This window comes from Aliiruegeria lutimaris, assembly GCF_900099935.1.
Classification (GTDB): Bacteria; Pseudomonadota; Alphaproteobacteria; order Rhodobacterales; family Rhodobacteraceae; genus Tropicimonas; species Tropicimonas lutimaris.
Map to the genome: position 1 here is coordinate 1 of NZ_FNEK01000050.1, position 22,971 is coordinate 22,971.

Genomic DNA, 22,971 nt, shown 5'->3' on the forward strand with positions numbered 1-22,971 from the left:
CGAACATGATCTCGATCCGGTTCCGTCGCTTGTATCGCCGCTTGTCGTACTTGACAGGTTTGTCCCGTGACTTTCGTCCGGGGATGCAAGGCTTGATCCCCTTTTCTACCAAGGCTTCGCGGAACCAATCCGCATCATATCCTCGGTCTCCCAGTAGCCAGTCCGCCGATGGCAGGCTACTCACCAGCGCCCTGGCGCCTGTGTAATCGCTGACTTGACCAGCGGTGATGAAGAACCGGATCGGGCGTCCCGAAGCGTCGGTGACGGCATGCAGCTTCGTGTTCATGCCGCCTTTGGTGCGCCCGATCAGCCTTCCACGCCCCCCTTTTTCAACCGCAGGCTGGAGTGTTTGATCCCAGGTTTTGATGGTGCGATCCATTCGTTGGAATGGAAGGACGCCCTATGGGACAGATACGCCACGGCTGCGCTACGACTACGCACGCAGTCAGAGCAGCAATACAGCGATCGCAAGCTTCGACCGCGGAGTTGAGCCGAGAACTTGGGATCAATCCCAAGACGGTGGCGAAGTGGCGGAAACGGCTGACGGTCGAGGATCGTAAAACCGGACCGAGGGAACCTCGCTCAACCGTGCTCAGCGAGGATGAGGAGGCCATCGTGGTCGCGTTCCGCCGCCACACACTGCTACCGCTCGATGACTGCCTCTATGCGTTGCAGCCGACGATCCCGCATCTCACTCGCTCTTCTTTGCACAGCTGGTGGAGAAGGCTAATCGGAAAACCGCCTGGGAGTTCCTGGAGCTGCTTCTTGAGGCCGTTCCCTATCGCATTCATACGATACTCACCGACAACGGGATCCAGTTCGCCGAACAACCGCGAAACCGAAACACGATCCTCTCACGTCCGATGCGATTTGACATGATCTGCGAAGCCAATGGGATTGATCATCGCCTGACCCAACCGAACCACCCTTGGACAAATGGTCAAGTCGAGCGCATGAACCGCACGATCAAGGACGCCACGGTCAAACGTTACCACTACGACAGCCACGATCAGCTACGCATCGACCATTCCGATTTCCTGGATGCTTACAACTTCGCGCGGCGATTGAAGACGCTCAGCGGTCTCACGCCCTACGAGTACATCTGCAAAATCTGGACTTCAGAACCAGATCGATTCATCGTCAATCCGATCCACCAGATGCCGGGACTGAACACCTAGTCGCTAGCGGAAACAGTTCGCGCGCCAAAGGAATGTTCGGTCGCGCTTTCGGTCGAAACCGAGGGCGCATTTGACCTAAATACGGGTCAAAACGGAGGTCGTGCGGGATGGGGAGGTCCTAAAACGGTCGAAACGACCGGACTTCCGGTCGTTTCGGACGGGTTTTGGGTCGAGATCGACCGGGCTTTGGTGCAAATCGACCGGAAATCAGGCGTCGAGTTGCGCGGCGACCTCGTCGGTCAGTTCAAGGTTGGCGGTGACGCGCTGCACGTCGTCGTCGTCCTCCAATACTTCGATCAGCCGCATGAGTTTCTGCACGCCTTCGAGGTCAAGCTCGGTGGTCGTTGTCGGTTTCCACACCAGCTTGGTGTGCTCCGACTCTCCCAACGTGCTCTCAAGCGCCGTGGAAACTTCGTTCAGATCGGTGTCCGTGCAGTAGATGACGTGAGATTCTTCATCGGATTCAACGTCTTCCGCGCCGGCCTCGATCGCCGCCATCATCACCGAATCCTCGTCTCCCACGGAGGCCGGGTAGGTGATCTCGCCCTTGCGCTCGAACATGAAGCCGACAGATCCGGTCTCGCCCAGATTGCCGCCATGCTTGGAGAAGGTCGAACGCACGTTGGAAGCCGTGCGGTTGCGGTTATCGGTCATCGCCTCGACGATCACGGCAACACCGCCGGGACCGTAACCCTCGTAGCGGATCTCTTCGTAATCGTCGCCGTCACCGACCTGCGATTTCTTGATCGCGCGGTCGATCACGTCCTTGGGGACGGAGTTCGACTTGGCTTCCTTCACCGCGAGCCGCAGACGCGGGTTCTTGTCGGGGTCCGGGTCGCCCATCTTGGCGGCGACGGTGATCTCTTTCGAGAGCTTGGAAAACAGCTTCGAGCGGGCGGCATCCTGGCGCCCTTTGCGGTGCTGGATATTCGCCCATTTTGAATGGCCGGCCATGGGTCTTCTCCGTTCGGGTCGGGATTTCGAGTGATTTGCGCGTCCATAGCGCAAAGCAAGGGGGCGAGGCAATCCCGCAGCCGCAACGTCTGAGCCAACCGCCTCTTTGCCAGCAACCTGAGGGTTGCGAAAGCCTGGTGAGCATTGGGCAAGGTCCAGCCTGTGGGACGGAGACGTGGGTGTCGATCAAATGTCAGAGATTTTCAGCGCCGGGTCCCGCCAGCTATCCGGTACAGCCATTCCTTTCGAAGTGGGCTGGCCTTCGGTCAACCCCTGGGAGATCGCCCATTCACCGACGTTGTACCAGATATCCTTTCCCGGGTCGTCGGGCTTGGAGCTTTTCGCATGAAGGTGGCCATAAACATGAGTGATGCCATATGCGTCCTTCAGAAAACGGATCAAACGCCGCCCCGCCGCGATTTGCGCAACAGACGGCATGTCATGGTGACCTGCATGTGGGCCGTTCCGTCGCCAGTTGCCGTTTGTCATTCTGAAATTGCCAATGAATTCGACCGCCACGGTTTTGGGGCTCAGAATGTTTTGTGTGCTCCACCGCAGTTCCAGAACGTCATGGCAGTACTGAATGATGCCCGATTGCGGAATGAAGAAATTGGTCCCGATATGCCGAAGCCAGTTCTCGGGACTGTGAAAGCCCTGCCGACCGGTGCAATGAAGAACAACTCCGGTTATTTCATGCCGCCCCCGAATGCGTCCTTGCTTTTTTCCCTTTGGTGAAGAGTCGGCCAGAACCCGAAGATCATTCCAGGGAGCGAGGTGGCGATCAAGAACATACTTTTCCAGGTCGCTCAGGCCCTGGGATATGTGAGACATAGTTTTTTTAATAAATTCAACCATCTGCAAGCTCCGATATGCTGCGCTTCCCGAGGTAATGTACCCCAGTGTAGCAGCTAACCGGGAATCCTCTAAGAACATCAGCCGGCCCGCCCAGGCCGGTGCTGCGCCTCAGAGCGGCCAGAGCAGCGGAATCAGGGCCGAAGCGAGAATGCCGGTGGACAGGTTGAGCGGAATGCCGACCTTTAGGAAATCCGAGAACCGGTAGCCGCCGGGGCCATAGACCATCATGTTGGTCTGGTAGCCGATGGGGGTTGCGAAGCTCGCGGAGGCCGCGATCATGACGGCGATGACCAGCGGGCGCGGGTCGAAGCCGAGGGCCGTCGCCAACCCGATCGCGATCGGCGTTACGACGACCGCGACGGCATTGTTGGTGACCAGTTCGGTCAGCACCGAGGTCAGCAGGTAGATCGCCCAGACGATCAGGAAAGGCGGCAGTTGCGTCAGCCAGGGCGAGACCGCATTTACGATCAACTCGACCGCGCCGGAGGCCTCCAGCGCCGCACCGATGGCGAGCATGGAAAAGATCAGTGCCAGCAGCCGGCCCTCGACGAAGGAGAACGCTTCGTCCGCATCGATGCAGCGGGTCACCAGCACCAGCGCGACCGCGAGGAAGGAGAGAAGCAGGATGGGCGCGACCCCGATGGCCGACAGCACGACGATGCCCATCAGCGCGCCGATGGCGATGGGGGCTTTCTCGCGGCGGAAGGCGCGGGCCGAGGGACGGGAGATATCGACCAGCCCCATATCGGAGGCCAGCCGCTGGATGTCTTCCGGCGCGCCTTCGAGCAGCAGCGTGTCGCCAACGCGCACCACGAGATCATCGAGCTGGCGACCGATATTCTGGTTCCGGCGGTGCACGGCCAGCGGGTAGACACCGTAACGCCGCCGCAGCCGGAGCTGGCCCAGCGTGCGGCCCACCATGCGCGCACCGGGCGAAATCAGCACCTCGACCGTCTCGGTGCGCACCGAGCTCAGTTTGTCCACCTGCCGCAGCGCCTTGTTCTCCTGCAGGCTCAGAAGTTCGGCCATGCGCGTGCGCAGCACGACCCGGTCGCCCGCCTCCAGCACCACCTCGTCCATGTCCCGGCGCAGCGAGGCATCGCCGCGCAGAATGTCGATCAATCGCACCCCGTCGCGCTTGAACTGTCCAACCTCGACCGCCTTGCGCCCGATCAGGTCGCTATCCTCCGGCAGGGCAACTTCGGTAAAGAATTTCATCTTGCGCTTGTCGGAGAGCAGCGAGGCCATGGACTCCCGCTCCGGAAGGAGTCTGTAGGCGATAAACCGCAGGTAGATCATGCCCCAGACGACGATGGCGATGGCCAGCGGCGTGACCTCGAAAATCCCGAACGGCTCCATCCCGTTGGCGCGCGCAACGCCGTCGACGAGCAGGTTGGTCGATGTGCCGATCAGCGTCAGCGTGCCGCCCATGATCGCCGCATAGGAGAGCGGGATCAGCATCTTGGAGGCAGGCCGCTTGAGCGTGCGTGAAATCTGGACCATCACCGGGATCATCACGACAACGACCGGCGTGTTGGAAACCACCGCCGAGGCGATGACGACGAACCCGATCAGGGTGCCGATAGCCAGGCGCGGGTCCCTCTCGGCCTGCGCCTGGGCGATATGGGTAAACCAGTCCAGCGCGCCGGTCCGGACCAGCGCGCCCATCACCAGGAACATCATCGCGATGGTCCAGGGCGCGGGGTTGGACAGCGCGTCGCGCGCGGCTTCGTAGGGCAGAATGCCGGTGGCCAGCATGACAGCTGCGCCAAGCATGGCGACGACTTCTGCCGGAAAGATCTCCCGCGAGAACAGCACGAACATTGTCAGCACGACGCAAAGCGCGAGGATCGGTTCTCCGGTCGGTCCGAGGTTCAGAAATTCCATACGCTTCCCATGGCTGCTCCACCGGCCATCCTTAGCGTGCCTGTGCACTGGCGCAAGCGTTCTATGCTCCGTCGGGGAATGGAGGGCCGGGCCTGCCCGAAGATTTGCCGCTCAGCCCAGCGGATACGCTCTGATGAAAAATACGGCGTGCCGCGAGATACGCGTTCAGGGGCCCGCCTGTGCCAGCCGCCCGCCCTGGCGGACCATCTCGATCCGCGTCGTCTCGCCGGTCCGGTCATCGGTTTCCACGTAGAGACCGCAGACCGTCGCCTCCTCCATCGCCGGCGTGAACCGGCCCTTGGGCATGCCGGTGACGAAACGGCGCATCGGCTCGGCCTTTTCCATGCCGATGACCGAATTGTAGTCGCCGCACATGCCGGCATCCGAAAGGAAGGCGGTTCCCTTGGGCAGGATCTGTGCATCGGCTGTCGGCACATGGGTATGCGTGCCCACGACCACGCTGGCGCGGCCGTCGCAGAAATGGCCCATGCCCATCTTCTCCGACGTGGCTTCGCAATGCATGTCGATCAGGCTGGCCGCGACCATACCGCCGCGCGGATGCGCGCGCAGCAGCGCGTCGATATCGGAAAAGGGATCGGCAAAGGGGCGCTTCATGAAGACCTGCCCCAGAACCTGTGCCACCAGGATCTTGCGCCCACCCGTCGCCGTGAAAACCGCCGCCCCGCGCCCCGGCGCGTCCTTGGCAAAGTTGAGCGGCCGCAGGACCCGCTTTTCCTGCTCGATATATTGGAGCATGTCGCGCTGGTCGAAGGCGTGATCGCCCAGCGTGATGCAATCGGCGCCAGCCTCCAGCAGCGCCTTGGCATGCGCGCCCGACAAGCCCATGCCCGAGGTGGCGTTCTCGCCATTGACCACGACGAAATCCAGCCCCCAGTCGCGCCGCAGCGCCGGCAGGCGTTCCGCCACCGCCGTGCGCCCGGCACGGCCCATTACATCGCCAAGAAAGAGAATTTTCATGGCCAACGCCCTAGCTCCGCACGGGGAAGGGAGCAACCCCCTCTCTCCTGAAAGCTGACGGCGCAGATGTTCCACGCGCCGCAGGCGCGCCCGGCCCCAATGCGCCGCGACGCGTCAGCGTCAAGGGGCGCGGGGAAACACCCCCCTCTCGGTTAGCACGCCATCGAGGGGTTGGTCCGTCGCTTCGAGGGGCAGCGTTTCAAGGCATTGCGCCGAATAGGCGAAGCCGAGCGCTTTCACCGCTCCCCGTTGGCGCAGACCCTCAAGGGTTCGGTCATAGAAGCCGCCGCCATAGCCGAGACGGAACAGGTTCCGGTCGAAGGCGACGAGCGGGGCAATTATCAGGTCGGGAACCAGTTCCGCGCCATCCATCGGGATCATCACGCCAAAGGCGCCTTCCTCCAGCCGGAAGCCCGGTCTCCACTCCCGAAAGACGAGCGGCATCCCCGGCCCGATGACAATCGGCACGGCAATCCGGTTCGCGGTGCACAGCGCTTCCATCGCCGGCAGCGGGTCGGCCTCGGTGCGGATAGGCAGGTAGCCCGCGATGATCTGCCCCGCCGTCCCGGCCAGGTGATCGCGCAGCGCTTGCGATGCGGCCGCGCGGTGTTCGGAATGGGCAGCTTTGCGCAGGGCGAAGGCCCGCTTTCGCGCCGCTTTCTTCAATTCGCCCAGATTCACATGAGCACCATCGAGGCCAACCCGAGGAAGGCGAAGAAGCCCACCACATCGGTGACGGTTGTCACGAACGTGCCCGATGCCAGCGCCGGATCGACCCCGAGTTTCTCCATCGTCACCGGCACGAGAATGCCCGCCAGCGCCGCCACCGCGAGGTTGACGATCATCGCCGCCGCGATGACCAACCCGATCTGCGAGGAGCCGAACCAGAACAGCGCCACCAGCCCCATGACAGCCGCGAATACAATTCCGTTCAGCACCCCGACGACCATCTCCCGGCTGACCACCCGCCAGACATTCGAGCCGGTCAAATCCTTGGTCGCGATGGCCCGCACCGCGACGGTGAGCGACTGCGTGCCCGCGTTGCCGCCCATCGAGGCGACGATCGGCATCAGCACGGCCAGCGCCACGACCTGGCCGATTACGTCTTCGAACAAGGAGATGACCATGGAGGCGAGAATCGCCGTCAGCAGGTTCACCCCGAGCCAGGGCAGGCGCAGTTTCGTCGTTTCGATCGCGTTGTCCGACAGCGAGGACTCCTCGTTCACGCCGGCCAGCAGCAGGATATCCTCCTCGTGTTCGTCATCAAGCACCGCCATGGCGTCGTCGATGGTGATCACGCCGACCAGCCGCTCCTCGCTGTCCACGACGGGCAGCGAGATCAGGTGGTACTGGTTGAATATATAAGCCACCTCGGCCTCGTCGAGATCGACCGGAACCGAGCGGAAGGAATGCTCGCTCACCTCGCGCAGCGGCTTGGCTCGCGGCATCGACATCAGCTTGCCGAGGGTGACATAGCCGGTCGGGTGCATCTTCGGATCGACAAGGATCACGTGGTAGAACTGCTCCGGCAGGTCCTCGGCATCCTCGCGCACGAAATCGATGGCCTCGCCAACCGTCCAGTGTTCCGGTGTCCGGACCACCTCGCGCTGCATGAGGCGGCCAGCGGAGCCTTCGGGATAGCTGAGCGCCTGTTCGACCGCGACCCGTTCGCTGGCGGACAGGGCATCGAGCAGGATATCCTTCTGTTCGTCTCCGAGATCCTCGATCAGGTCGACGATATCGTCCGATTCGAGGTCCAGAACGGCTTCGCTTAGCACCTCGTCGGGCAGCATCTCGATGACTTCGGCGCGCACGCCCTCGTCGAGTTCCGACAGGATCTCGCCATCGATGTCGCGGCCCCAGAACCGCAGCAGCAGGTGGCGCGTCTTGTCGCCCACCTGTTCCATGAGGTCGGCCACATCGGCGGGGTGGAGCTGGTCGAGCATCCGCCCGAGCCCGGCCGAATCGCCGCGATTGATCGCCAGCAGAATTTCCCGTACCCGATCCTTGCGCAGTACGAAGGCGTCGTCGTCACGACCTGCCTTTTCGGCAATCTCTTCGGCCATGGCAGCGTCCTCCGGTTTCACTTTCGACATAGAATAAGGCCGCGGAAGCGGGGTGCAACCTGCCTTGCCCGTTGCCGAGCGCAAGTCCTGTCCCTAGGCTCCCTCTCATGAGCGAGACAGAGACATTGCTGCTGGGGCAGGTGCTGGATATCCACGCCAACCCGTTCGAGGCCCCGCCCGAGGAAGCCGCCCGCCACGAGCGCCGCGGCGCGGTGCTGCTGCGAGGCAGCGCGATTGTCGAGACCGGCCCGGCGGAGAAGCTGCAAAAGGCCCATCCCCGGGCGCAGGTCATCGACCACGGAGACGCGCTGATCCTGCCCGGCTTCGTGGATTCGCACGCGCATTACCCGCAGACGGCGATCATCGCCTCCTGGGGCAAGCGGCTGATCGACTGGCTCAACAGCTATACTTTCCCCGAAGAGATGCGCTTCGGCGACCCGGAATACGCCGCCGAGATCGCCAACCGCTATCTCGACCTGCTGCTCGCACATGGCACCACCTCGGTTGCCAGTTTCTGCACCATTCACCCGGCTTCGGTGAATGCCTTCTTCGAGGCCGCGGCGGCGCGCAACATGGCTGTAGCGGCCGGGCGCACCTGCATGGACCGCAACGCCCCCGACGGGCTGCGTGACGATGCGCAGAGCGCCTATGACGAGAGCAAGGCGCTGCTGGAGCGCTGGCACGGGCGCGGGCGGGGAATCTACGCGATCACGCCGCGTTTCTCGCCGACCTCGACGCCGGAGCAGCTCGAAGCGCTTGGCAGCCTGTGGAGCGAGCACCCGGACTGCCCGATGCAGACCCACCTGAGCGAGCAGACCGACGAGGTGGAATGGGTGCGCGAGCTGTATCCCTGCAAGCGCGATTACCTCGACACTTACGAGGCACATGGATTGTTGGGTCCCGGCGCGATGTTCGGCCACGCGATATGGCTCACCGATAACGAGCGCGCCCGGCTGCGCGCCAGTGGCGCGGCGCTGATCCATTGCCCGACCTCGAACACCTTCATCGGCTCGGGGATCTTCGACACCGCACGGGCCATGGGCGAGGGACAAATCGTCGGGCTCGCCACCGATACCGGGGGCGGTTCGAATTTCTCTATGTTGCACACCATGGCTGCAGCCTACGAGATCGGGCAGCTCGCGGGCGCCGCCCTGCATCCAGCGCAGTTACTCTGGCTGGCGACCGAAGGTTCGGCCCGCGCGATGCGCGCCGAGGGTCGGATCGGGACGCTGCGGCCGGGAACGGATGCCGATCTCGTGGTTCTCGATCTCGCCTCGACGCCGGCCATCGCGCAGCGCGTGGCGCGGGCCGAGACGATCTGGGAGGCGGTTTTCCCGACTATCATGATGGGCGACGACCGGGCCATCGCGTCGGTCTATATCGCGGGGGAGCGTTACGACGCATTGGTTCCGGGCGGCGACGGGGGCGGGCATAGCCGCAAGCTCCACCCGTTGATTTCCGACAGTCTGGGGCTCTGAGGGATCAGCAGCCGGGGCGTGCCAGCACCATCACCCAGATCCGGTCACCGGCCTCGGCCACGCCGAACTCCGAGACCTTGCGATGCAGCATGTTCTTGCGATGTCCTTTGGACTTCATCCAGCCTTCCACGACCTGGGGGGCGGTGGAGTAACCCTTGGCAATATTCTCCGCCATCAGGCACGCCCGGTAACCTCGGCGTGCGGCGCGGTCGCGCAACTGGCGGCCATCGGGGGACTGATGCGAGAAATAGCCCCGCTTCGCCATGTCCGTGGCGTGATCGGCCGCGATTCGATCGAGTGCCGCCGAGCGATTCAGGGCCGCCCGCCCGTTGCGTTGCCGCTGCTTGTTGACAAGCGTCGTCATGCCCGATGTCACCTCGGCGGTCAGCCAGAGATCTGTCGTTTCCTGCGGCGCGGGCGTGGCCCAAAGGTGTAGCGATGCCATCAGGGCAACGAGCGTCTGGAACATGGTGGCCTCCTGTGGTTTCGGGGGAGTTTACCCGGCAGAGGTTTCTCAGTCATTGACCAATTGCCGGGCGAGCCTGTTGGCGCGCTCCACCAGCATCCCGGCATCGAGACCCGTTAGAACGCCGCCCGAAACAACGGCGCGCCCCTCGACCAGCAGATCCCGCACCCGGCGCGGTCCAGCCAGCAGGAGGGCGACTGGGTCCCAGGAACCGGCGCTGTCCAGCCCCGAGATGTCCCAGATGGCGATGTCGGCCCGCTTGCCGGGCGCGATGGCGCCGCAATCCGGCCGCCCGAGCACCGTCGCTCCGCCCAGCGTGGCAATTTCCAGCGCCTCCCGCGCGGACATCGCATCGGCCCCGAAGCCCACGCGTTGCAGCAGCATCGCCTGCCGCGCTTCCGAGGCGAGGTCCCCGGCATCGTTGCTCGCCGAGCCGTCGACGCCGAGCCCCACCGGCACGCCGGCATCGCGCATCGCGCGTACGGGAGCAATGCCGGAGCCGAGCCGGCAGTTCGAGCAGGGGCAATGGGCAACGCCGGTTCCGCTGCGGGCAAAGAGGTCGATCTCGCGCCCGTCGAGCTTGACGCAATGAGCGTGCCAGACATCCTCGCCGGTCCAGCCAAGCTGTTCGGCATAGTCGCCGGGCCGGCAGCCGAAATTTTCGAGCGAATAGGCGATATCCTCGTCATTCTCGGCCAGGTGCGTGTGCAGGCGAACGCCTTTTTCCCGCGCCAGGATGGCCGAATCCCGCATCAATTCGCGGCTGACCGAGAAGGGCGAGCAAGGGGCGAGACCGACGCGCAGCATCGCACCCTCGGCGCGGTCGTTACAGGCGTCGATCAGGCGCTCGCTGTCACGCAGGATCGCGGCCTCGTCTTCCACCAGCGCGTCGGGCGGCAGACCGCCCTTGCTCTCGCCGATGGACATGGAGCCGCGCGTCGGGTGGAAGCGCAGCCCGATCGTCTTTGCCGCCTCGATCGAATCGTCCAGCCGCGCGCCATTCGGGAACAGGTAGAGGTGGTCCGACGACATGGTGCAGCCCGACAGCGCCAGTTCGGCAAGGCCGAGCTGGGTCGAAACTCGGATCTCCTCCGGGCCCATGCGGGCCCAGATCGGGTAAAGCACCTTGAGCCACCCGAAGAGTAGCGCGTCCTGCGCGGCGGGAACGGCGCGGGTTAGGGTCTGGAACAAGTGATGATGCGTATTCACAAGGCCGGGCGTAATCAGGCAACCCGAGGCGTCCAGCGATTCCGCTCCGTTCAGCGGCAGTTCGCGGCCAATCTCGGCAATGACGCCGTTCTTTATGCGGATATCGGCGCCGGTCAGCTCCCGGCGGGTCTCATCCATCGTCACGAGATGCGCGGCGTTGCGAATCAGCTTGTGTGTCATGCCAAAAGTGCCAGCGCCTCTGCGAGGATCTGACGGTTGGCCGCGGCGACCACCTGACCGCCGGCATGGGCCGGGCCGCCCTGCCAGTCCGTCACGCAACCGCCCGCGGCCTCGATCACCGCGATGGGGGCGCAGATGTCGTAATCGTTCAACCCGGCCTCGATCACCAAGTCGATCTGGCCTAGCGCCAGCAGGCCATAGGCATAGCAATCGGTGCCGAAACGCGTCAGGCGGACCTTGCCCGAGACCCGCTCGAAGGCCGCGCGCTCGTCGAGCGTGCCGATCTCGGGAAAGGTCGAAAACAGGATCGCATCCGACAGCGGGCGCGGCGCGCGGGTGGACAGATCCCGGTTCCCATGCGGGCTGCAATGGCGCGCGATAGCGGTGCCACCTTCCCAGCGTTCACCGGTAAAGGGCTGGTCGATGATGCCATGCACCGGGCCGTCCGCGGAACACAGCGCGATCAGCGTGCCCCAGGTGGGCGTGCCGGCCATGTAGGCGCGCGTGCCGTCGATCGGGTCCAGAACCCAGCGGTATCCGCTCGTGCCGGGCGTGAAGCCGAACTCCTCGCCCTGGATGGCGTCTTGTGGGCGGCGCTCGGCGAGAGTGGCCCGCATCGCCTGCTCCGCGGCGCGGTCGGCCTCGGTCACGGGGTCGAACCCGGAGGAAAGCTTGTTGGCGATATCGAGGCCGGAAGACCGGAACAGCGGCAGGGTCGTCCCTCGGGCCGCGTCGGCAAGCGCATTCGCGGTTTCGCTGATATCGCGGAAGAATTCTGGGGTGAGCGGGCTGTTTGTCATCTGAGGCTCCGGTCCGGCAGGGCAGGGGCGCGAGCCCCCCGTTGCGCGGTAGCGGTGTGATGCGTCCCGGTCAACCCGGTCAGGCGGCGTTGGACAGGACCTTTGCCAGCTCGAAGAGTTGCCGGCGCTGATTCTCGGGGATCGCGTAATAGGCGCGGACCAGTTCGAGCGCCTCGCGATCCGCCAGCAGGTCTCCGGCCGGCGCTTTCTGATCGGCAGCATTGTCGAGTCCGCCAAAGAAAAAGGCGACACCGACATTCAGCGCGTCGGAAATGTCCCAAAGCCGGGAGGCACTGACGCGATTGGCGCCGGTTTCGTATTTCTGGATTTGTTGAAACTTGATGCCGACCTTCTCGGCGAGCTGTTGCTGGGTCATTCCCAGCATCCATCGTCTGTGGCGAATTCGTTTTCCGACATGCGTGTCAACAGGATGAGTCATGAATTTCCCTCTCAACCAGAGCTTGCCATCTGGAGAGCGCCGGAAAAGGGATGGCGGTATCAATCGAGACGGCAGGACAGTAAACAACTTACGCCACGGATATCGCGGAAAAATCGGGAAGAATCCAAGAAAATTTTCGTCGTCTTTAAAGAGTGGGCGGTCTGGCCGCATTCGAGCGATGGGAGAGTCGCGAACTGCATTGCAATTTGCAGATCTCTCGTGCGTTTTTTCGGGAATACATCGCGCAGAACCGGTGCGCACCCTGTCGATAGCTGTTGTGAAACGGAGTTTCGGTCTGGTCGGTTTCTCCATAGGATGGCTGGAGCCAGTTTCACGGAGCAGACGATGCGTGCTTTTCTAATCCCGGACTTCGAGTCCCCTCCGCGGTTGGTGGAGCTGCCGCCTGTGCCACCGGCGGCCGGCGAAGTGACCATCGAGATCGAAGCCTGCGGGTTGAATTTCGCCGACCTGCTCATGTCCAGGGGCAAATACCAGGAACGGCCGGAGCCTCCGGTGACGCTCGGCATGGAGATGGCCGGAACGATCATCCGTCTGGGAGAAGGTATCACGGGGCTTGTACCCGGCGATCGGGTCGCCGTTTTTAATGGTCAGGGCGGGCTTGCCGAAGAGGCGAACGTGCCAGCTGAACGCTGTTTGAAGCTGCCCGAAGGAATGCCCGCGAGCCATGCCGCGGCCTTTCAGGTGGCCTATGGAACCTCGCATGTGGCGCTTGCGCACAAGGCGCGACTGCAACCGGGAGAGCGGCTGGTCGTGACCGGTGCGGCCGGGGGGGTCGGGCTGACCGCGGTGGAGATCGGTGCGTTGATGGGGGCGGAAGTTGTTGCCATCGCCCGCGGCCCCGAGAAGCTGGAGGTTGCCCGCAAGGCCGGGGCGACTCATCTCATCGATGCAGAGAGCGAAGATATTCGCGGCCAGATCAAGGCGCTTGGCGGCGCTGACGTGGTGTACGAGGCGGTCGGCGGAGAGCTTTTCAACCAGTGTTTCCGGGCGACCAACCCGGACGGCCGGATCCTTGCCATCGGCTTTGCCGGCGGTGAGGTGCCGCAGATCAAGGCGAACCACCTTCTGGTCAAGAACCTCTCGGTGATCGGGCTCTACTGGGGGGGCTATCTCGCCTTTCGTCCCTCCGTCCTGACGGACTCGGTTGCGCAACTGTTCGACTGGTACGCGCAGGGGCGCCTGCAGCCGCATGTCAGCCACGAATTGCCGTTGGATCAGGCAGCGGAGGCGCTGGAGTTGCTCAGGCAGCGACGCTCGACTGGGAAGGTCGTGGTGAGGATGCGGTAAGCGCGTCGCTGCGATAGGCCTCTCGCACCAGTTCCACCAAGGCATCCTCGGCACGGCCCCGGGCGAGCTCGTAGACGTAGAGGTTGATCGAGTAGCTCGGCAAATCGGGCAGGTTTCCGTTATGCTCGATCCTCTCCAGGAAGGGCGGCTCGGTTCCTTCCAGCATGAGCGCGATTGCAAGGTCGGCCCGGACGGTGGCTTCAATGGTGCGGTCCGATTCTGATTCGACGGCGAGTTCCCAGGTGATCCCGCATTTCTCCATCGCTCGAATGCCGGCGGCGCGGAACATGCATTGACGGCCCGAACCGAAGCGCAAAGGCCGCTGGCGCCAGCAGGAGCCACCCTTTGCGCCAATCCAGACAAGGGGCTTCTCGCTAAGTACTTCCGCCGCTTCCGGGTGGCTCTGTTCGGTGGTCAGGATCATGGTGAACTGCCCGCGCGCGAACTGGTTCAGGAGTGCCCGGGAGTAGGACGAGACAAGGTTCACCCGCACACGCGGGAAGGCCGCGTTGAAGCGGCGCAGGATCTCCGGAACATGCGGGTACACGATGTCGTGCGGCACGCCGAGCGTGATCTCGCCCCCAAAATCATGCGCGGTGAGCCGGTCGATGGCCTCGTCATTAAGGTTCAACATTCGGCGGGCGTAGGAAACAAGCTGTTCTCCGTTCGAGGTCAATGAAACGCCCCGTCCGGATCGTTCCAGCAACTCGACATCGAGAGACTCTTCCAACCTCTTGATCTGCATGGAAACTGCGGATTGCGTAATGTTGAGATAACCAGCTGCACGGGTCACCCCGCCGCTATCGGCCACCGCCACGAAGGAGCGTAGAGCTGTCAAATCCAGATTGCGGGGCATGCATCATATTCCGTTATGAATCGGTTCAAAAACATTCGTTTTTAAAATTAACCATAGTCCCCCATATAGATCAATAGAATTGATGGCAGGCGAAGCCTTGTTCACGAGAAGTTAAGGAAACCGCAATGAGCGCACATAGCACCAATACACCGCTCGTCGGTGCGATGCACCACATGGGCTTCTTCTCCCGAATCGTGGAGATGATCGCAGTTCACAAGCAGCGCCGGGACCTGGCCAAGCTGGATGATCGCGCCCTTAAGGATATCGGCATCAGCCGCTACGAGGCCGAAGTCGAATCGTCCCGCCCGGCCTGGGATGTGCCGCATCACTGGATGGATTGATCTGGCCTTTCTCGCCGTTGGTTACGAAAGCGGACGGGAAAGACTTGAAATGGGGCCTCCGCCCGACGATATTCATCCTAAATACGCCCGCTGCAAATCAGCGGGCGTTTCTCGGAACACGAACGGAGGTAATCATGGCTGAATTTGACACGATCCGGACGGCTGGCGTTTCTGGCGCCCGCGCCGTCCAGATCGACGAGGGCCTTCGCGCCCACATGAACAAGGTCTACGGCACGATGTCCGTGGGCATGCTCATTACTGCGCTCGCCGCCTGGGCGATTTCCGGACTGGCGACCACGAGCGACCCGGCACTTGCCGCCGCGCAACTGCGCCCTGACCTGTATATGACCAATTTCGGTATGGCGATCTACGCCTCACCGCTGAAATGGGTCATCATGTTCGCACCGCTGGCCTTTGTCTTCGGCATGTCCGCCGCGATAAACCGCATGTCTGCGGCCACCGCGCAGTTGATGTTCTACGCGTTCGCAACCGTGATGGGCCTTTCGCTCAGCTCGATTTTCCTCGTCTACACCACGACCTCCATCGCGCAGGTCTTCCTGATCACCTCGATCTCCTTTGCCGGTCTGTCGCTCTATGGCTACACGACCAAGAAGGACCTTTCGGGGATGGGAACGTTCCTGATGATGGGCCTGATCGGCCTGATCGTGGCGATGGTCGTCAATCTGTTCCTTCAGTCGGATGCGATGACCTTCGCGATCTCGGCCATCGGTGTGCTGATTTTCGCTGGTCTGACCGCCTATGACACGCAGAACATCAAGAACACCTACATCCAGATGGCCATGACCGGCGATCAGGAATGGCTGGGCAAAGCCGCGATCATGGGAGCGCTGAGCCTCTACCTGGACTTCATCAACATGTTCCTCATGCTGTTGCAGCTCTTCGGCAACCGCGAGTGAGCAAACCGCTCCAGACGTGATTTCGAAAGGCCGGGGAAACCCGGCCTTTTTTGTTCCGATGTGCTCTGCCCCCCCCGCGCTATTGCAAGCGCTCCCCCCGAGGGAAGCTGCGAGAGTTGAGGGGAGGAGTGCCGCCTTTTTTCATCTTTTCGATAAATACCTCGACCGGCGGCACGATCCGCAGGATCGTTTGCATGTTGGTTCGTGAGCGTTTTTCTCGTCCGAAATATGGACCGGCGAGGACTACGTTTGGGCCTAAAACCAAAAAGGCCGCGCGGTTTCCCGGCGGCCTCATCGGAGGTCTGGTTGGCCAGATCTTACTTGATCTTGCCTTCCTTGTAGTCGACATGCTTGCGCGCGACCGGGTCGTATTTCTTCACGACCATTTTCTCGGTCATGGTGCGGGCGTTTTTCTTGGTCACGTAGAAGTGTCCGGTGCCGGCGGTGGAGTTCAGCCGGATCTTGATCGTCGTCGGTTTTGCCATCGTTCGAATCTCCTGCGGGGCCGGCTATCGTTTGCCCTTGCCGCCGAGATCGGTTCGCCAAAGGCCCCGCGCGCTGGCCGGGTGAAACTGGAACCCTGTCGTTTAAGCACTCTGGCGCCGGAGTCAACAGCAAAGACAGGGGATTCTGTTGCCTTTGACGGAGAGTTCTTCTGACAACAAATATCCTCGCCGAAGGCACGCCCGCATGCGGGCGTTTCTCCGTTCGAAAATAGCGCGGATGGCCTGTAAGCCGGATTCTGTTCCAGGGCTCGCGCCCCTTCGATGACCATTCCTCTAGACGTGCCGTCGCCGACACGCTCAAGCTGCCTACCCGACCTGCCTGGGGCTGAAGCGGCCCTGGGGTCTGGCCCCGCGGAGGTCCTATCTGGCATTGCTCCCGGTGGGGCTTGCCGTGCCGGGACTGTTGCCAGCCCCGCGGTGGGCTCTTACTCCACCGTTTCACCCTTGCTGCGCGAACGCAGCGGTCTGTTCTCTGTGGCGCTTTCCGTCGGGTTTCCCCGCCCGGGCGTTACCCGGCACCGTTGCTTCAGGGAGTCCGGACTTTCCTCGCGGCAGGCGATGCAAGCACCGCCGAACCCCGCGGTCATCCGGCCATCCGCGCTCGCTGCACTTAGGTGGCGCGGCGGGCGGGGTCAACCGGGAAGCGCCGGGCGAGGTGCCGGGCGAGGGCGATATCTTTCGCAGACAGGGGGCCCCTTGCCTGTTGCGCGAAACGGGCTCGGAATGCGTCCAGCAGGTCGTCCAGCGGGCCTTCGGTGGGGAAGCCCAGCCGGTTGGCGGCTTCTCTGAAAACCGTGTCGTCTTTTTTTCCGAGGGGAGCGGCCTCCTCAGGGGCGGAAGCCCCTTCGTCAGCCGCGCTGGCCGTAGGCCAGCAGGCCAGACCCTGTCGCGCGAGCCTTTGCCAGTCGAAGCGGCGGCCCGGATCTATCTTGCGGCCGGGGGCCATATCTGAATGGCCGATCACGCGTTCGCAAGGAATTTTCCAGCGCTGCAGGATTCCGGGCAGCAACCGTTCCAGCCGCGTCATGAGTGGCTCGCTGAACGGGCTGTTGCCATCATTGTCCAGTTCGATGCCGATCGAGTGGCTATTGACGTCTGCTCGACCGCCCCAGTGGCCCGCGCCGGCATGCCAGGCGCGCTTGCTTTCGTCCACGAGTTGCCAACATCTGCCGTCGCGCCCAACCAGGTAATGCGCCGAAACCTCCACCGCCTGGTCGCAGAGGCGCTCAAGCGCCGCCTTCGAATCGATCATGGCGGTGTAGTGCAGCACGACCATGTCCGGCCGGACCGCGCCGCGGCGGTCGCCGAAATTCGGCGAGGGGTGCCATAGGCAGGTTTCGGCCTCGTCAGCCACCGACTGCGCGCCGGTAGAGGCCCGGATCCCATCGACAGGCGTAGCCGTCACCGTCGGGGTCGATGCCGTGGCGGTCCCGTTCCGGTCCGCCCGATTCGAGGAAATCGAGCTGTGCCAGGTCGTCGGAGCCGTAGCCTGCGCATTTCCGCTCTGCCTTGGCTTGGTTCGGCAAGGTGCGGCGATAGACCGGCTGGCCCAGCGGGTGGGTCGTGGAAAGCGCATAGGCGACGATGTCGGGCCCGGTATCCCGTGGCCGTTCGGGGACAGCGGTCGGCGCCACGTCGGCATATTGCGAGCGTTGCCGGGCGAGCCTTTCGGCGTCGCTCTGGATGGATTCACGTGCGCTCACCGCGTTGAAATCCTGTTCGTCGGAAATAGCGACATTGTTCCCCGCGACATAGGCCGCGCCCGCGGCGGTTGCCGCCAGGGGTGCCCCGACCGGTTCCGAAACAGTCGCCGGCGGCTGCGTGGGCGTCGCGGTTCCGATGCCTGCAGCGGCCAGGTCGGCCGTGCTGACCACAGAAGTGGCGGAGCTTGACGACGCTTGAGGTGCGCCGGTGGCCTCCGGTGATCCGGTTAGCGAAGAGTTTGCCAACTGGGCGTTGCGTGCCGCGCGTTCCTGCTGGGTGGCATAGGAATCGAAGGCTCCGATGCCCGCCCCCGCGGCACTGTCCGGAACTTCAGGATCACAGGCCGAAAGCGCCAGCACGAGGGCCGCCGCCAGTCCAGTTCGATTCATCGGAGCACCTGCTCGTTCTGCTTGATTGCGCGCAGATTACCACCAGCGCTTGGGCTTTGCCATAAAACCAGCCGCGGTTTCGAGCGATCCGGCGATGTTGAGCAGGTCTCCCTCTTCCCATGGACGCCCGATCAGCTGCAGGCCGAGCGGCAGGCCCTTGCCGTCGAGACCAGCGGGAACCGAGATCCCCGGCAGGCCCGCAAGGTTTACCGTAACCGTGAAAACGTCGTTGAGATACATCTGCACCGGATCGGCATCCGTCATCTCGCCGAGGCCAAAGGCGGCCGACGGCGTGGCGGGCGTCAGGATCGCGTCCACACCGGCCTCGAAGACCTGGTCGAAATCGCGCTTGATCAGCGCGCGGACCTTGCGGGCGCGGTTGTAATAGGCGTCGTAGAAGCCGGCGGAGAGCACATAGGTGCCAATCATGACTCGGCGCTGCACCTCGGCACCGAAGCCTTCGGCGCGGGTCTTCTCGTACATTTCGGTGATGCCGTCGCCCTGCGCCAACTTTGCGCGGCGGCCGAAGCGGACACCGTCATAGCGGGCGAGGTTCGAGGATGCCTCGGCGGGGGCGATCACGTAATAGGTCGGCAGCGCGTATTTCGTGTGCGGCAGCGAGATATCGACGATCTCGGCGCCCGCGTCGCGCAGCATCTCGGCGCCCAGAGACCAGAGCTTCTCGATCTCCGCCGGGGTGCCGTCGATGCGGTATTCCTTCGGAATGCCGATCTTCTTGCCGCGAATGTCGCCGGTGATGGCGGCCTCGAAATCCGGCACCGGCAGGTCGGCGGAGGTGGAATCCTTCGGGTCGTGACCGGCCATCGCGCCCAGCATGATCGCGGCGTCGCGGACCGATTTGGTCATCGGGCCGGCCTGGTCAAGCGAGGAGGCGAAGGCGATGATGCCCCAGCGGGAGACGCGGCCATAGGTCGGCTTCAGGCCGGTGATGCCGGTGAAGGCGGCCGGCTGGCGGATCGAGCCGCCGGTATCGGTGCCGGTCGCGGCGAGGCACAGATCGGCGGCCACAGCGGAGGCGGAGCCACCGGAGGAGCCACCCGGCGTTAGCGCGGTCTCTTCATTGCCACGGCGCCAGGGGTTGACCGCATCGCCATAGGTCGATGTCTCGTTCGACGAGCCCATGGCGAACTCGTCCATATTCAGCTTGCCGAGCATGACGGAGCCCGCCTGCCAGAGCTGGGTCGTCACGGTGGACTCGTATTCCGGTTTGAAGCCGTCGAGAATGTTCGACGCGGCCTGGCTCGGGACGCCCTGCGTGCAGAACAGGTCCTTGATACCAAGCGGGATACCGCACATCGGGTTCTCGGCGCCGCCCTGGATGCGGGCGTCGGCGGCCGCGGCCTGTTTCAGCGCGATTTCGGGCGTCTTGTGGACGAAGGCGCCGAGCGCGTCGGCCTTCTCGATCTCGTCAAGACAGGCCTGGGTCAGCTCGGTCGAGGTTACGTCCCCGGCGCGCAGCCTGTCGCGGGCCTCGGCAATCGTCAGCTTGGTCAGTTCGGACATTATTCCACCACCTTCGGCACGGCAAAGAAGCCCTCTCGGGCATCGGGGGCGTTGGCGAGCACCTTCTCCTGGTAGCCGCCATCGGTGACAACATCTTCGCGGCGCTTGAGGCGCATCGGCGTGACGGAGGTCATGGGCTCGATGCCCTCCACGTCCACTTCGTTGAGTTGCTCGATGAAGCCGAGGATGGCGTTGAACTCGCCGGCGAGGGCGGGCAGCGCGTCGTCCTCGACCTTGATGCGGGCGAGCTTGGCGACGCGGCGCGCGGTATCTGTGTCGATCGACATTGGGGCCTCCGGGGTCGGGCGGATGATCGGCACGGGTTTAGCCGCGCCTTGCGCGGGTCGCAAGGCCGGTAGATGGGGAAACGGTTGTGGCGCGTGATGCGGGCTACCCGGCTGCATTGCTCGAATATGCGGTCAGTCCCCATTGGGTATATTGTACCGAATTGCCCGGCCCGGCTCCCTAAGGCCGAAATTGCCGCCAGTGGCTGCGGTGCGGATCAGGACTGCTCCTCAATGCAGCCATGCCTCGACTTGGTTGACCGCGCGCTCATCCCGTTCGTCAAGTCGGAGAAGCGAGCAAACTGGCAAAGCCAATCATGATGCCAGTCATAACCTACAGGACCAAGAAGGCGTAAAATCGGGGCCGTGCAATAAGGGAGGCTTGGATGCTTCCGCAAACCCTACGTGGGGCCGTCTTTGTACCGGCTAAACTTTTTCTTGTAGCGATCATCTCGCTTTTCCCAGCCGGTCCAGTATCGGCCGATGGCAAATTCGGCCCGTGTTATCCAGATGACGCAGCAATCGCCAAGTCGGTTCTGTCGTCTCTCGGGCGGGCAGCATCGCCCCTTTCGTTTTCCGTGGTCAATGACGATCCAACCACCACCTTGATGGTGGTGGACCCGGACAGGCGAAATTTTTGCTGGTCGCCGCCATTCGAAGCTGGCGCCGGGGTTTTCCTGAAAGGAAAGCGGATTGGTGTCCGGGTGCCGCTGTACTGTGAGAACGGTCAGACCGGTACCGGATCTATCAAGGGAAGGGGACGGAGCTATACGGTCAACGTCAGGATCGAAAGGGGACCGAGTTTCAAAGAGAAGGTCTCCTTCAGGGGGAGCTGATTGATTTGGAGAGTTGAAACAGGCACGTGAACCGAACGGGTCGCCTTCTGCGATCTCGCGTCCAGGTATTCTGGTTTGACAGACGGCATTTCCTGACAATCGGAAACTGCGCAAAGGCCGCTCAACGTCAAAAAGGCCGCAGATAGCTATTGCTTGATCCGAAGTCGTGAGAATGGTCTTTCTGGCCTTTGCTCATTTACAGAGAGTTGCGGTTGTACTCTGTTGGGTTTCGGCTATCGCCCGCGTGCTTGATGTATCCCCCCGGGGGGATATTCTTTCCCGGTCAGCCGGAGCCGCCACCATGCTCGCCGTCCTCGCCAGTCGCTCCTATCGCCATCTCTTCACAGCTCAGATTGTTGCGCTTCTCGGCACGGGGCTGGCAACTGTCGCGCTCGGCCTTCTTGCTTATGATCTCGCGGGTGCCAACGCTTCGATGGTTCTCGGTACAGTCTTCACCATCAAGATGGTGGCCTATGTGGGAATCGCACCCATCGCCGGTGCCTTCGCCACCCGGTGGCCACGGCGGACGATGCTGGTGTCGCTGGATCTTGTCCGGGCCGCGGTCGCGCTGCTGCTGCTCTTCGTAACCGAGATATGGCAAGTCTACCTGCTGATCTTCGTGCTGCAATCGGCCTCGGCGGCCTTTACACCAACATTCCAGGCGACCATTCCGGACCTGCTGCCGGATGAGGAGGACTACACCAAGGCCCTGTCGCTGTCCCGCCTGGCCTATGACATGGAATCGCTTCTCTCGCCCATGCTCGCTGCCTTCCTGCTGGTATTCGTGAGCTTCGATTCGCTCTTCCTCGGAACGGCAATGGGCTTTGCCGCTTCCGCGCTGCTCGTAGTGTCGGTCGTCCTGCCTACTCCCGTCACCTCTGTGCCGCGTGGCATCTACGAGCGGACCACCCGAGGTCTGCGGATCTACCTGAACACGCCGCGGCTGCAGGGGTTGCTGGCGCTCAACCTGTCGGTTGCCGCGGCGGGCTCCATGGTGATCGTCAATACGGTCGTGCTTGTGCGTGGCACGCTTGGGCTGGCCGAAGGCGATGTTGCGCTTGCATTGGCAGCCTTCGGTGGCGGCTCCATGGTTTCGGCGTTGCTCCTGCCGAAGCTGCTGCAACGCCGGCCCGACCGGCAAGTCATGCTGGCAGGTGCGACCTTGCTGTGCGCGATCCTGATCGGGCTCTGCATAATGGTGGCTGCAACCGGCGTTTCCTGGCGCGGCTTGCTGGTCGGCTGGTTACTGATCGGGATCGGATATTCGGCTGTTCTTACCCCTTCGGGGCGCTTGCTGCGCCGCTCGGCCCATCCCGAAGATCGCCCGGCCACCTTCGCCGCCCAATTCGCACTCTCCCATGCCTGCTGGCTGGTCTGTTACCCGCTTTCAGGCTGGCTGCAGACCACTTTCGGAACCGTCGTGGCGCTGGCGGGCCTCGGCACTCTGAGCGTAACGGGGATCCTGCTGGCGCGACGCCTCTGGGGGGCGGGGCAGCAACGGGTTTTCGAGCATAGTCATGACGACCTGCCACACGATCACCCGCATCTCTCTGGCGGGCACCGGCACAGCCACACCTATGTCATCGACGACTATCACCGGCACTGGCCGCAGGGCGGCTAGAGAGCGTGCTTGTCCTGCGTGTGAACGATCCCGCGGATCGTGCCTCCGGCGGAGATATTTGGGGAAAGAGGAAAAGAGGCAGATCCCGCTATCATCTTTCCGGAAAATATCCTGGGGGGAGCGCTCGCTAGAGCGCGGGGGGCAAAGCCCCCCAGGGCGTCTGATATCACCTTGCGAACGACGTTTGGATTACGC

22 protein-coding genes, 1 other RNA gene and 2 pseudogenes are annotated in these 22,971 nt (G+C 63.1%); 7 read left to right on the forward strand and 18 right to left on the reverse strand.

The annotated features are described in order from the left end of the window. Positions 1 to 334, reverse strand: a pseudogene (locus tag BLR85_RS19255) (IS5 family transposase); the annotation flags it as partial. Between the two features lie 68 nt (positions 335 to 402). On the opposite strand from BLR85_RS19255, the pseudogene BLR85_RS19260 reads away from it, so the two are divergent. Next, a pseudogene (locus BLR85_RS19260) lies at positions 403 to 1,178 on the forward strand (integrase core domain-containing protein). Between the two features lie 207 nt (positions 1,179 to 1,385). Here BLR85_RS19260 and BLR85_RS19265 read toward each other — a convergent pair. The 6 genes from BLR85_RS19265 to mgtE all read right to left on the reverse strand — a co-directional run bounded on the left by BLR85_RS19265 (position 1,386) and on the right by mgtE (position 7,918). Then, the gene (locus BLR85_RS19265; RefSeq protein ID WP_093160891.1) at positions 1,386 to 2,132 is read right to left on the reverse strand and encodes a YebC/PmpR family DNA-binding transcriptional regulator; all 747 of its coding nucleotides are present in this window, start codon (positions 2,130 to 2,132) and stop codon (positions 1,386 to 1,388) included. A gap of 186 nt (positions 2,133 to 2,318) precedes the next feature. Next, positions 2,319 to 2,987, reverse strand: a complete 669-nt coding sequence (locus BLR85_RS19270) for a peptidoglycan recognition protein family protein (RefSeq protein ID WP_170844651.1) — start codon at positions 2,985 to 2,987, stop codon at positions 2,319 to 2,321. Between the two features lie 108 nt (positions 2,988 to 3,095). Beyond that, complete coding sequence (locus BLR85_RS19275) at positions 3,096 to 4,874, reverse strand: SLC13 family permease (protein ID WP_093160901.1); 1,779 nt, start codon at positions 4,872 to 4,874, stop codon at positions 3,096 to 3,098. 165 nt (positions 4,875 to 5,039) lie between these two features. Next, positions 5,040 to 5,852, reverse strand: a complete 813-nt coding sequence (locus BLR85_RS19280) for a TIGR00282 family metallophosphoesterase (protein WP_093160906.1) — start codon at positions 5,850 to 5,852, stop codon at positions 5,040 to 5,042. A 120-nt stretch (positions 5,853 to 5,972) separates the two neighbouring features. Beyond that, the gene (locus BLR85_RS19285) at positions 5,973 to 6,533 is read right to left on the reverse strand and encodes a 5-formyltetrahydrofolate cyclo-ligase (protein WP_093160912.1); all 561 of its coding nucleotides are present in this window, start codon (positions 6,531 to 6,533) and stop codon (positions 5,973 to 5,975) included. Beyond that, positions 6,530 to 7,918 (reverse strand): magnesium transporter, encoded by a 1,389-nt coding sequence (mgtE, locus tag BLR85_RS19290; protein WP_093160917.1) that lies wholly within the window; start codon positions 7,916 to 7,918, stop codon positions 6,530 to 6,532. The genes BLR85_RS19285 and mgtE overlap by 4 nt, the downstream gene beginning before the upstream one ends. A 107-nt stretch (positions 7,919 to 8,025) precedes the next feature. On the opposite strand from mgtE, the gene guaD reads away from it, so the two are divergent. Then, complete coding sequence (gene guaD / locus BLR85_RS19295) at positions 8,026 to 9,396, forward strand: guanine deaminase (protein WP_093160920.1); 1,371 nt, start codon at positions 8,026 to 8,028, stop codon at positions 9,394 to 9,396. A 4-nt stretch (positions 9,397 to 9,400) separates the two neighbouring features. On the opposite strand, the gene BLR85_RS19300 is transcribed toward guaD, so the two are convergent. From BLR85_RS19300 to BLR85_RS19315, 4 genes are all read right to left on the reverse strand, one after another. Beyond that, positions 9,401 to 9,865, reverse strand: a complete 465-nt coding sequence (locus BLR85_RS19300; protein WP_093160923.1) for a CAP domain-containing protein — start codon at positions 9,863 to 9,865, stop codon at positions 9,401 to 9,403. Between the two features lie 45 nt (positions 9,866 to 9,910). Further along, the gene (locus BLR85_RS19305) at positions 9,911 to 11,251 is read right to left on the reverse strand and encodes an 8-oxoguanine deaminase (RefSeq protein ID WP_093160926.1); all 1,341 of its coding nucleotides are present in this window, start codon (positions 11,249 to 11,251) and stop codon (positions 9,911 to 9,913) included. Continuing rightward, positions 11,248 to 12,051 (reverse strand): histidinol-phosphatase, encoded by an 804-nt coding sequence (hisN, locus tag BLR85_RS19310; protein ID WP_093160930.1) that lies wholly within the window; start codon positions 12,049 to 12,051, stop codon positions 11,248 to 11,250. Before hisN ends, BLR85_RS19305 begins: the two co-directional genes overlap by 4 nt. 79 nt (positions 12,052 to 12,130) lie before the next feature. After that, positions 12,131 to 12,490, reverse strand: a complete 360-nt coding sequence (locus BLR85_RS19315; protein WP_093160933.1) for a helix-turn-helix domain-containing protein — start codon at positions 12,488 to 12,490, stop codon at positions 12,131 to 12,133. Positions 12,491 to 12,835: 345 nt separating this feature from the next. Here BLR85_RS19315 and BLR85_RS19320 point away from each other — a divergent pair, with 345 nt between their 5' ends. Next, positions 12,836 to 13,798: an NADPH:quinone oxidoreductase family protein gene (locus tag BLR85_RS19320; protein WP_093160936.1), complete on the forward strand. Its 963-nt coding sequence runs from the start codon at positions 12,836 to 12,838 to the stop codon at positions 13,796 to 13,798. Here the strand turns inward: BLR85_RS19320 and BLR85_RS19325 are convergent. Then, positions 13,752 to 14,654 carry a LysR family transcriptional regulator gene (locus tag BLR85_RS19325; protein WP_093160939.1) on the reverse strand — a complete coding sequence of 301 codons (903 nt, stop codon included), beginning with the start codon at positions 14,652 to 14,654 and terminating at the stop codon, positions 13,752 to 13,754. The genes BLR85_RS19320 and BLR85_RS19325 overlap by 47 nt on opposite strands. Positions 14,655 to 14,779: 125 nt before the next feature. Here BLR85_RS19325 and BLR85_RS19330 point away from each other — a divergent pair, with 125 nt between their 5' ends. Both BLR85_RS19330 and BLR85_RS19335 read left to right on the forward strand, forming a co-directional pair. Next, positions 14,780 to 14,995: a DUF1127 domain-containing protein gene (locus BLR85_RS19330; RefSeq protein ID WP_244520794.1), complete on the forward strand. Its 216-nt coding sequence runs from the start codon at positions 14,780 to 14,782 to the stop codon at positions 14,993 to 14,995. Positions 14,996 to 15,129: 134 nt separating this feature from the next. Next, positions 15,130 to 15,912 carry a Bax inhibitor-1/YccA family protein gene (locus BLR85_RS19335; protein WP_093160944.1) on the forward strand — a complete coding sequence of 261 codons (783 nt, stop codon included), beginning with the start codon at positions 15,130 to 15,132 and terminating at the stop codon, positions 15,910 to 15,912. 317 nt (positions 15,913 to 16,229) lie between these two features. On the opposite strand, the gene rpmG is transcribed toward BLR85_RS19335, so the two are convergent. The 6 genes from rpmG to gatC all read right to left on the reverse strand — a co-directional run bounded on the left by rpmG (position 16,230) and on the right by gatC (position 20,322). Continuing rightward, the gene (rpmG, locus tag BLR85_RS19340; protein ID WP_068315689.1) at positions 16,230 to 16,397 is read right to left on the reverse strand and encodes a 50S ribosomal protein L33; all 168 of its coding nucleotides are present in this window, start codon (positions 16,395 to 16,397) and stop codon (positions 16,230 to 16,232) included. 230 nt (positions 16,398 to 16,627) lie between these two features. Continuing rightward, positions 16,628 to 17,017, reverse strand: an RNA gene (gene rnpB / locus BLR85_RS19345) — RNase P RNA component class A. 11 nt (positions 17,018 to 17,028) lie between these two features. Further along, positions 17,029 to 17,694 (reverse strand): N-acetylmuramoyl-L-alanine amidase, encoded by a 666-nt coding sequence (locus tag BLR85_RS19350; RefSeq protein ID WP_093161016.1) that lies wholly within the window; start codon positions 17,692 to 17,694, stop codon positions 17,029 to 17,031. 70 nt (positions 17,695 to 17,764) lie between these two features. Continuing rightward, positions 17,765 to 18,511 carry a hypothetical protein gene (locus BLR85_RS19355; RefSeq protein WP_093160949.1) on the reverse strand — a complete coding sequence of 249 codons (747 nt, stop codon included), beginning with the start codon at positions 18,509 to 18,511 and terminating at the stop codon, positions 17,765 to 17,767. Between the two features lie 36 nt (positions 18,512 to 18,547). Then, positions 18,548 to 20,035, reverse strand: coding sequence for an Asp-tRNA(Asn)/Glu-tRNA(Gln) amidotransferase subunit GatA (gene gatA, locus BLR85_RS19360; RefSeq protein ID WP_093160954.1), 1,488 nt, complete (start codon positions 20,033 to 20,035; stop codon positions 18,548 to 18,550). Further along, positions 20,035 to 20,322, reverse strand: coding sequence for an Asp-tRNA(Asn)/Glu-tRNA(Gln) amidotransferase subunit GatC (gatC, locus tag BLR85_RS19365; RefSeq protein ID WP_068315698.1), 288 nt, complete (start codon positions 20,320 to 20,322; stop codon positions 20,035 to 20,037). The genes gatA and gatC overlap by 1 nt, the downstream gene beginning before the upstream one ends. Positions 20,323 to 20,705: 383 nt before the next feature. Here gatC and BLR85_RS19370 point away from each other — a divergent pair, with 383 nt between their 5' ends. Together BLR85_RS19370 and BLR85_RS19375 are read left to right on the forward strand one after the other, a co-directional pair. Next, complete coding sequence (locus BLR85_RS19370) at positions 20,706 to 21,155, forward strand: hypothetical protein (protein WP_093160958.1); 450 nt, start codon at positions 20,706 to 20,708, stop codon at positions 21,153 to 21,155. Between the two features lie 301 nt (positions 21,156 to 21,456). Continuing rightward, positions 21,457 to 22,776, forward strand: coding sequence for an MFS transporter (locus BLR85_RS19375; RefSeq protein WP_093160963.1), 1,320 nt, complete (start codon positions 21,457 to 21,459; stop codon positions 22,774 to 22,776). The last annotated feature ends 195 nt before the right edge of the window (positions 22,777 to 22,971 follow it).

Excerpts from the sequence above, each read along its gene's own strand:
- BLR85_RS19265 (WP_093160891.1), bottom strand. The coding sequence starts at position 2,132 with ATGGCCGGCCATTCAAAATGGGCGAATATCCAGCACCGCAAAGGGCGC.
- BLR85_RS19270 (WP_170844651.1), bottom strand. The coding sequence starts at position 2,987 with ATGGTTGAATTTATTAAAAAAACTATGTCTCACATATCCCAGGGCCTG.
- BLR85_RS19275 (WP_093160901.1), bottom strand. The coding sequence starts at position 4,874 with ATGGAATTTCTGAACCTCGGACCGACCGGAGAACCGATCCTCGCGCTT.
- BLR85_RS19280 (WP_093160906.1), bottom strand. The coding sequence starts at position 5,852 with ATGAAAATTCTCTTTCTTGGCGATGTAATGGGCCGTGCCGGGCGCACG.
- mgtE (WP_093160917.1), bottom strand. The coding sequence starts at position 7,918 with ATGGCCGAAGAGATTGCCGAAAAGGCAGGTCGTGACGACGACGCCTTC.
- guaD (WP_093160920.1), top strand. The coding sequence starts at position 8,026 with ATGAGCGAGACAGAGACATTGCTGCTGGGGCAGGTGCTGGATATCCAC.
- BLR85_RS19300 (WP_093160923.1), bottom strand. The coding sequence starts at position 9,865 with ATGTTCCAGACGCTCGTTGCCCTGATGGCATCGCTACACCTTTGGGCC.
- BLR85_RS19305 (WP_093160926.1), bottom strand. The coding sequence starts at position 11,251 with ATGACACACAAGCTGATTCGCAACGCCGCGCATCTCGTGACGATGGAT.
- hisN (WP_093160930.1), bottom strand. The coding sequence starts at position 12,051 with ATGACAAACAGCCCGCTCACCCCAGAATTCTTCCGCGATATCAGCGAA.
- BLR85_RS19315 (WP_093160933.1), bottom strand. The coding sequence starts at position 12,490 with ATGACTCATCCTGTTGACACGCATGTCGGAAAACGAATTCGCCACAGA.
- BLR85_RS19320 (WP_093160936.1), top strand. The coding sequence starts at position 12,836 with ATGCGTGCTTTTCTAATCCCGGACTTCGAGTCCCCTCCGCGGTTGGTG.
- BLR85_RS19325 (WP_093160939.1), bottom strand. The coding sequence starts at position 14,654 with ATGCCCCGCAATCTGGATTTGACAGCTCTACGCTCCTTCGTGGCGGTG.
- BLR85_RS19330 (WP_244520794.1), top strand. The coding sequence starts at position 14,780 with ATGAGCGCACATAGCACCAATACACCGCTCGTCGGTGCGATGCACCAC.
- BLR85_RS19335 (WP_093160944.1), top strand. The coding sequence starts at position 15,130 with ATGGCTGAATTTGACACGATCCGGACGGCTGGCGTTTCTGGCGCCCGC.
- rpmG (WP_068315689.1), bottom strand. The coding sequence starts at position 16,397 with ATGGCAAAACCGACGACGATCAAGATCCGGCTGAACTCCACCGCCGGC.
- BLR85_RS19350 (WP_093161016.1), bottom strand. The coding sequence starts at position 17,694 with ATGGTCGTGCTGCACTACACCGCCATGATCGATTCGAAGGCGGCGCTT.
- BLR85_RS19355 (WP_093160949.1), bottom strand. The coding sequence starts at position 18,511 with ATGAATCGAACTGGACTGGCGGCGGCCCTCGTGCTGGCGCTTTCGGCC.
- gatA (WP_093160954.1), bottom strand. The coding sequence starts at position 20,035 with ATGTCCGAACTGACCAAGCTGACGATTGCCGAGGCCCGCGACAGGCTG.
- gatC (WP_068315698.1), bottom strand. The coding sequence starts at position 20,322 with ATGTCGATCGACACAGATACCGCGCGCCGCGTCGCCAAGCTCGCCCGC.
- BLR85_RS19370 (WP_093160958.1), top strand. The coding sequence starts at position 20,706 with ATGCTTCCGCAAACCCTACGTGGGGCCGTCTTTGTACCGGCTAAACTT.
- BLR85_RS19375 (WP_093160963.1), top strand. The coding sequence starts at position 21,457 with ATGCTCGCCGTCCTCGCCAGTCGCTCCTATCGCCATCTCTTCACAGCT.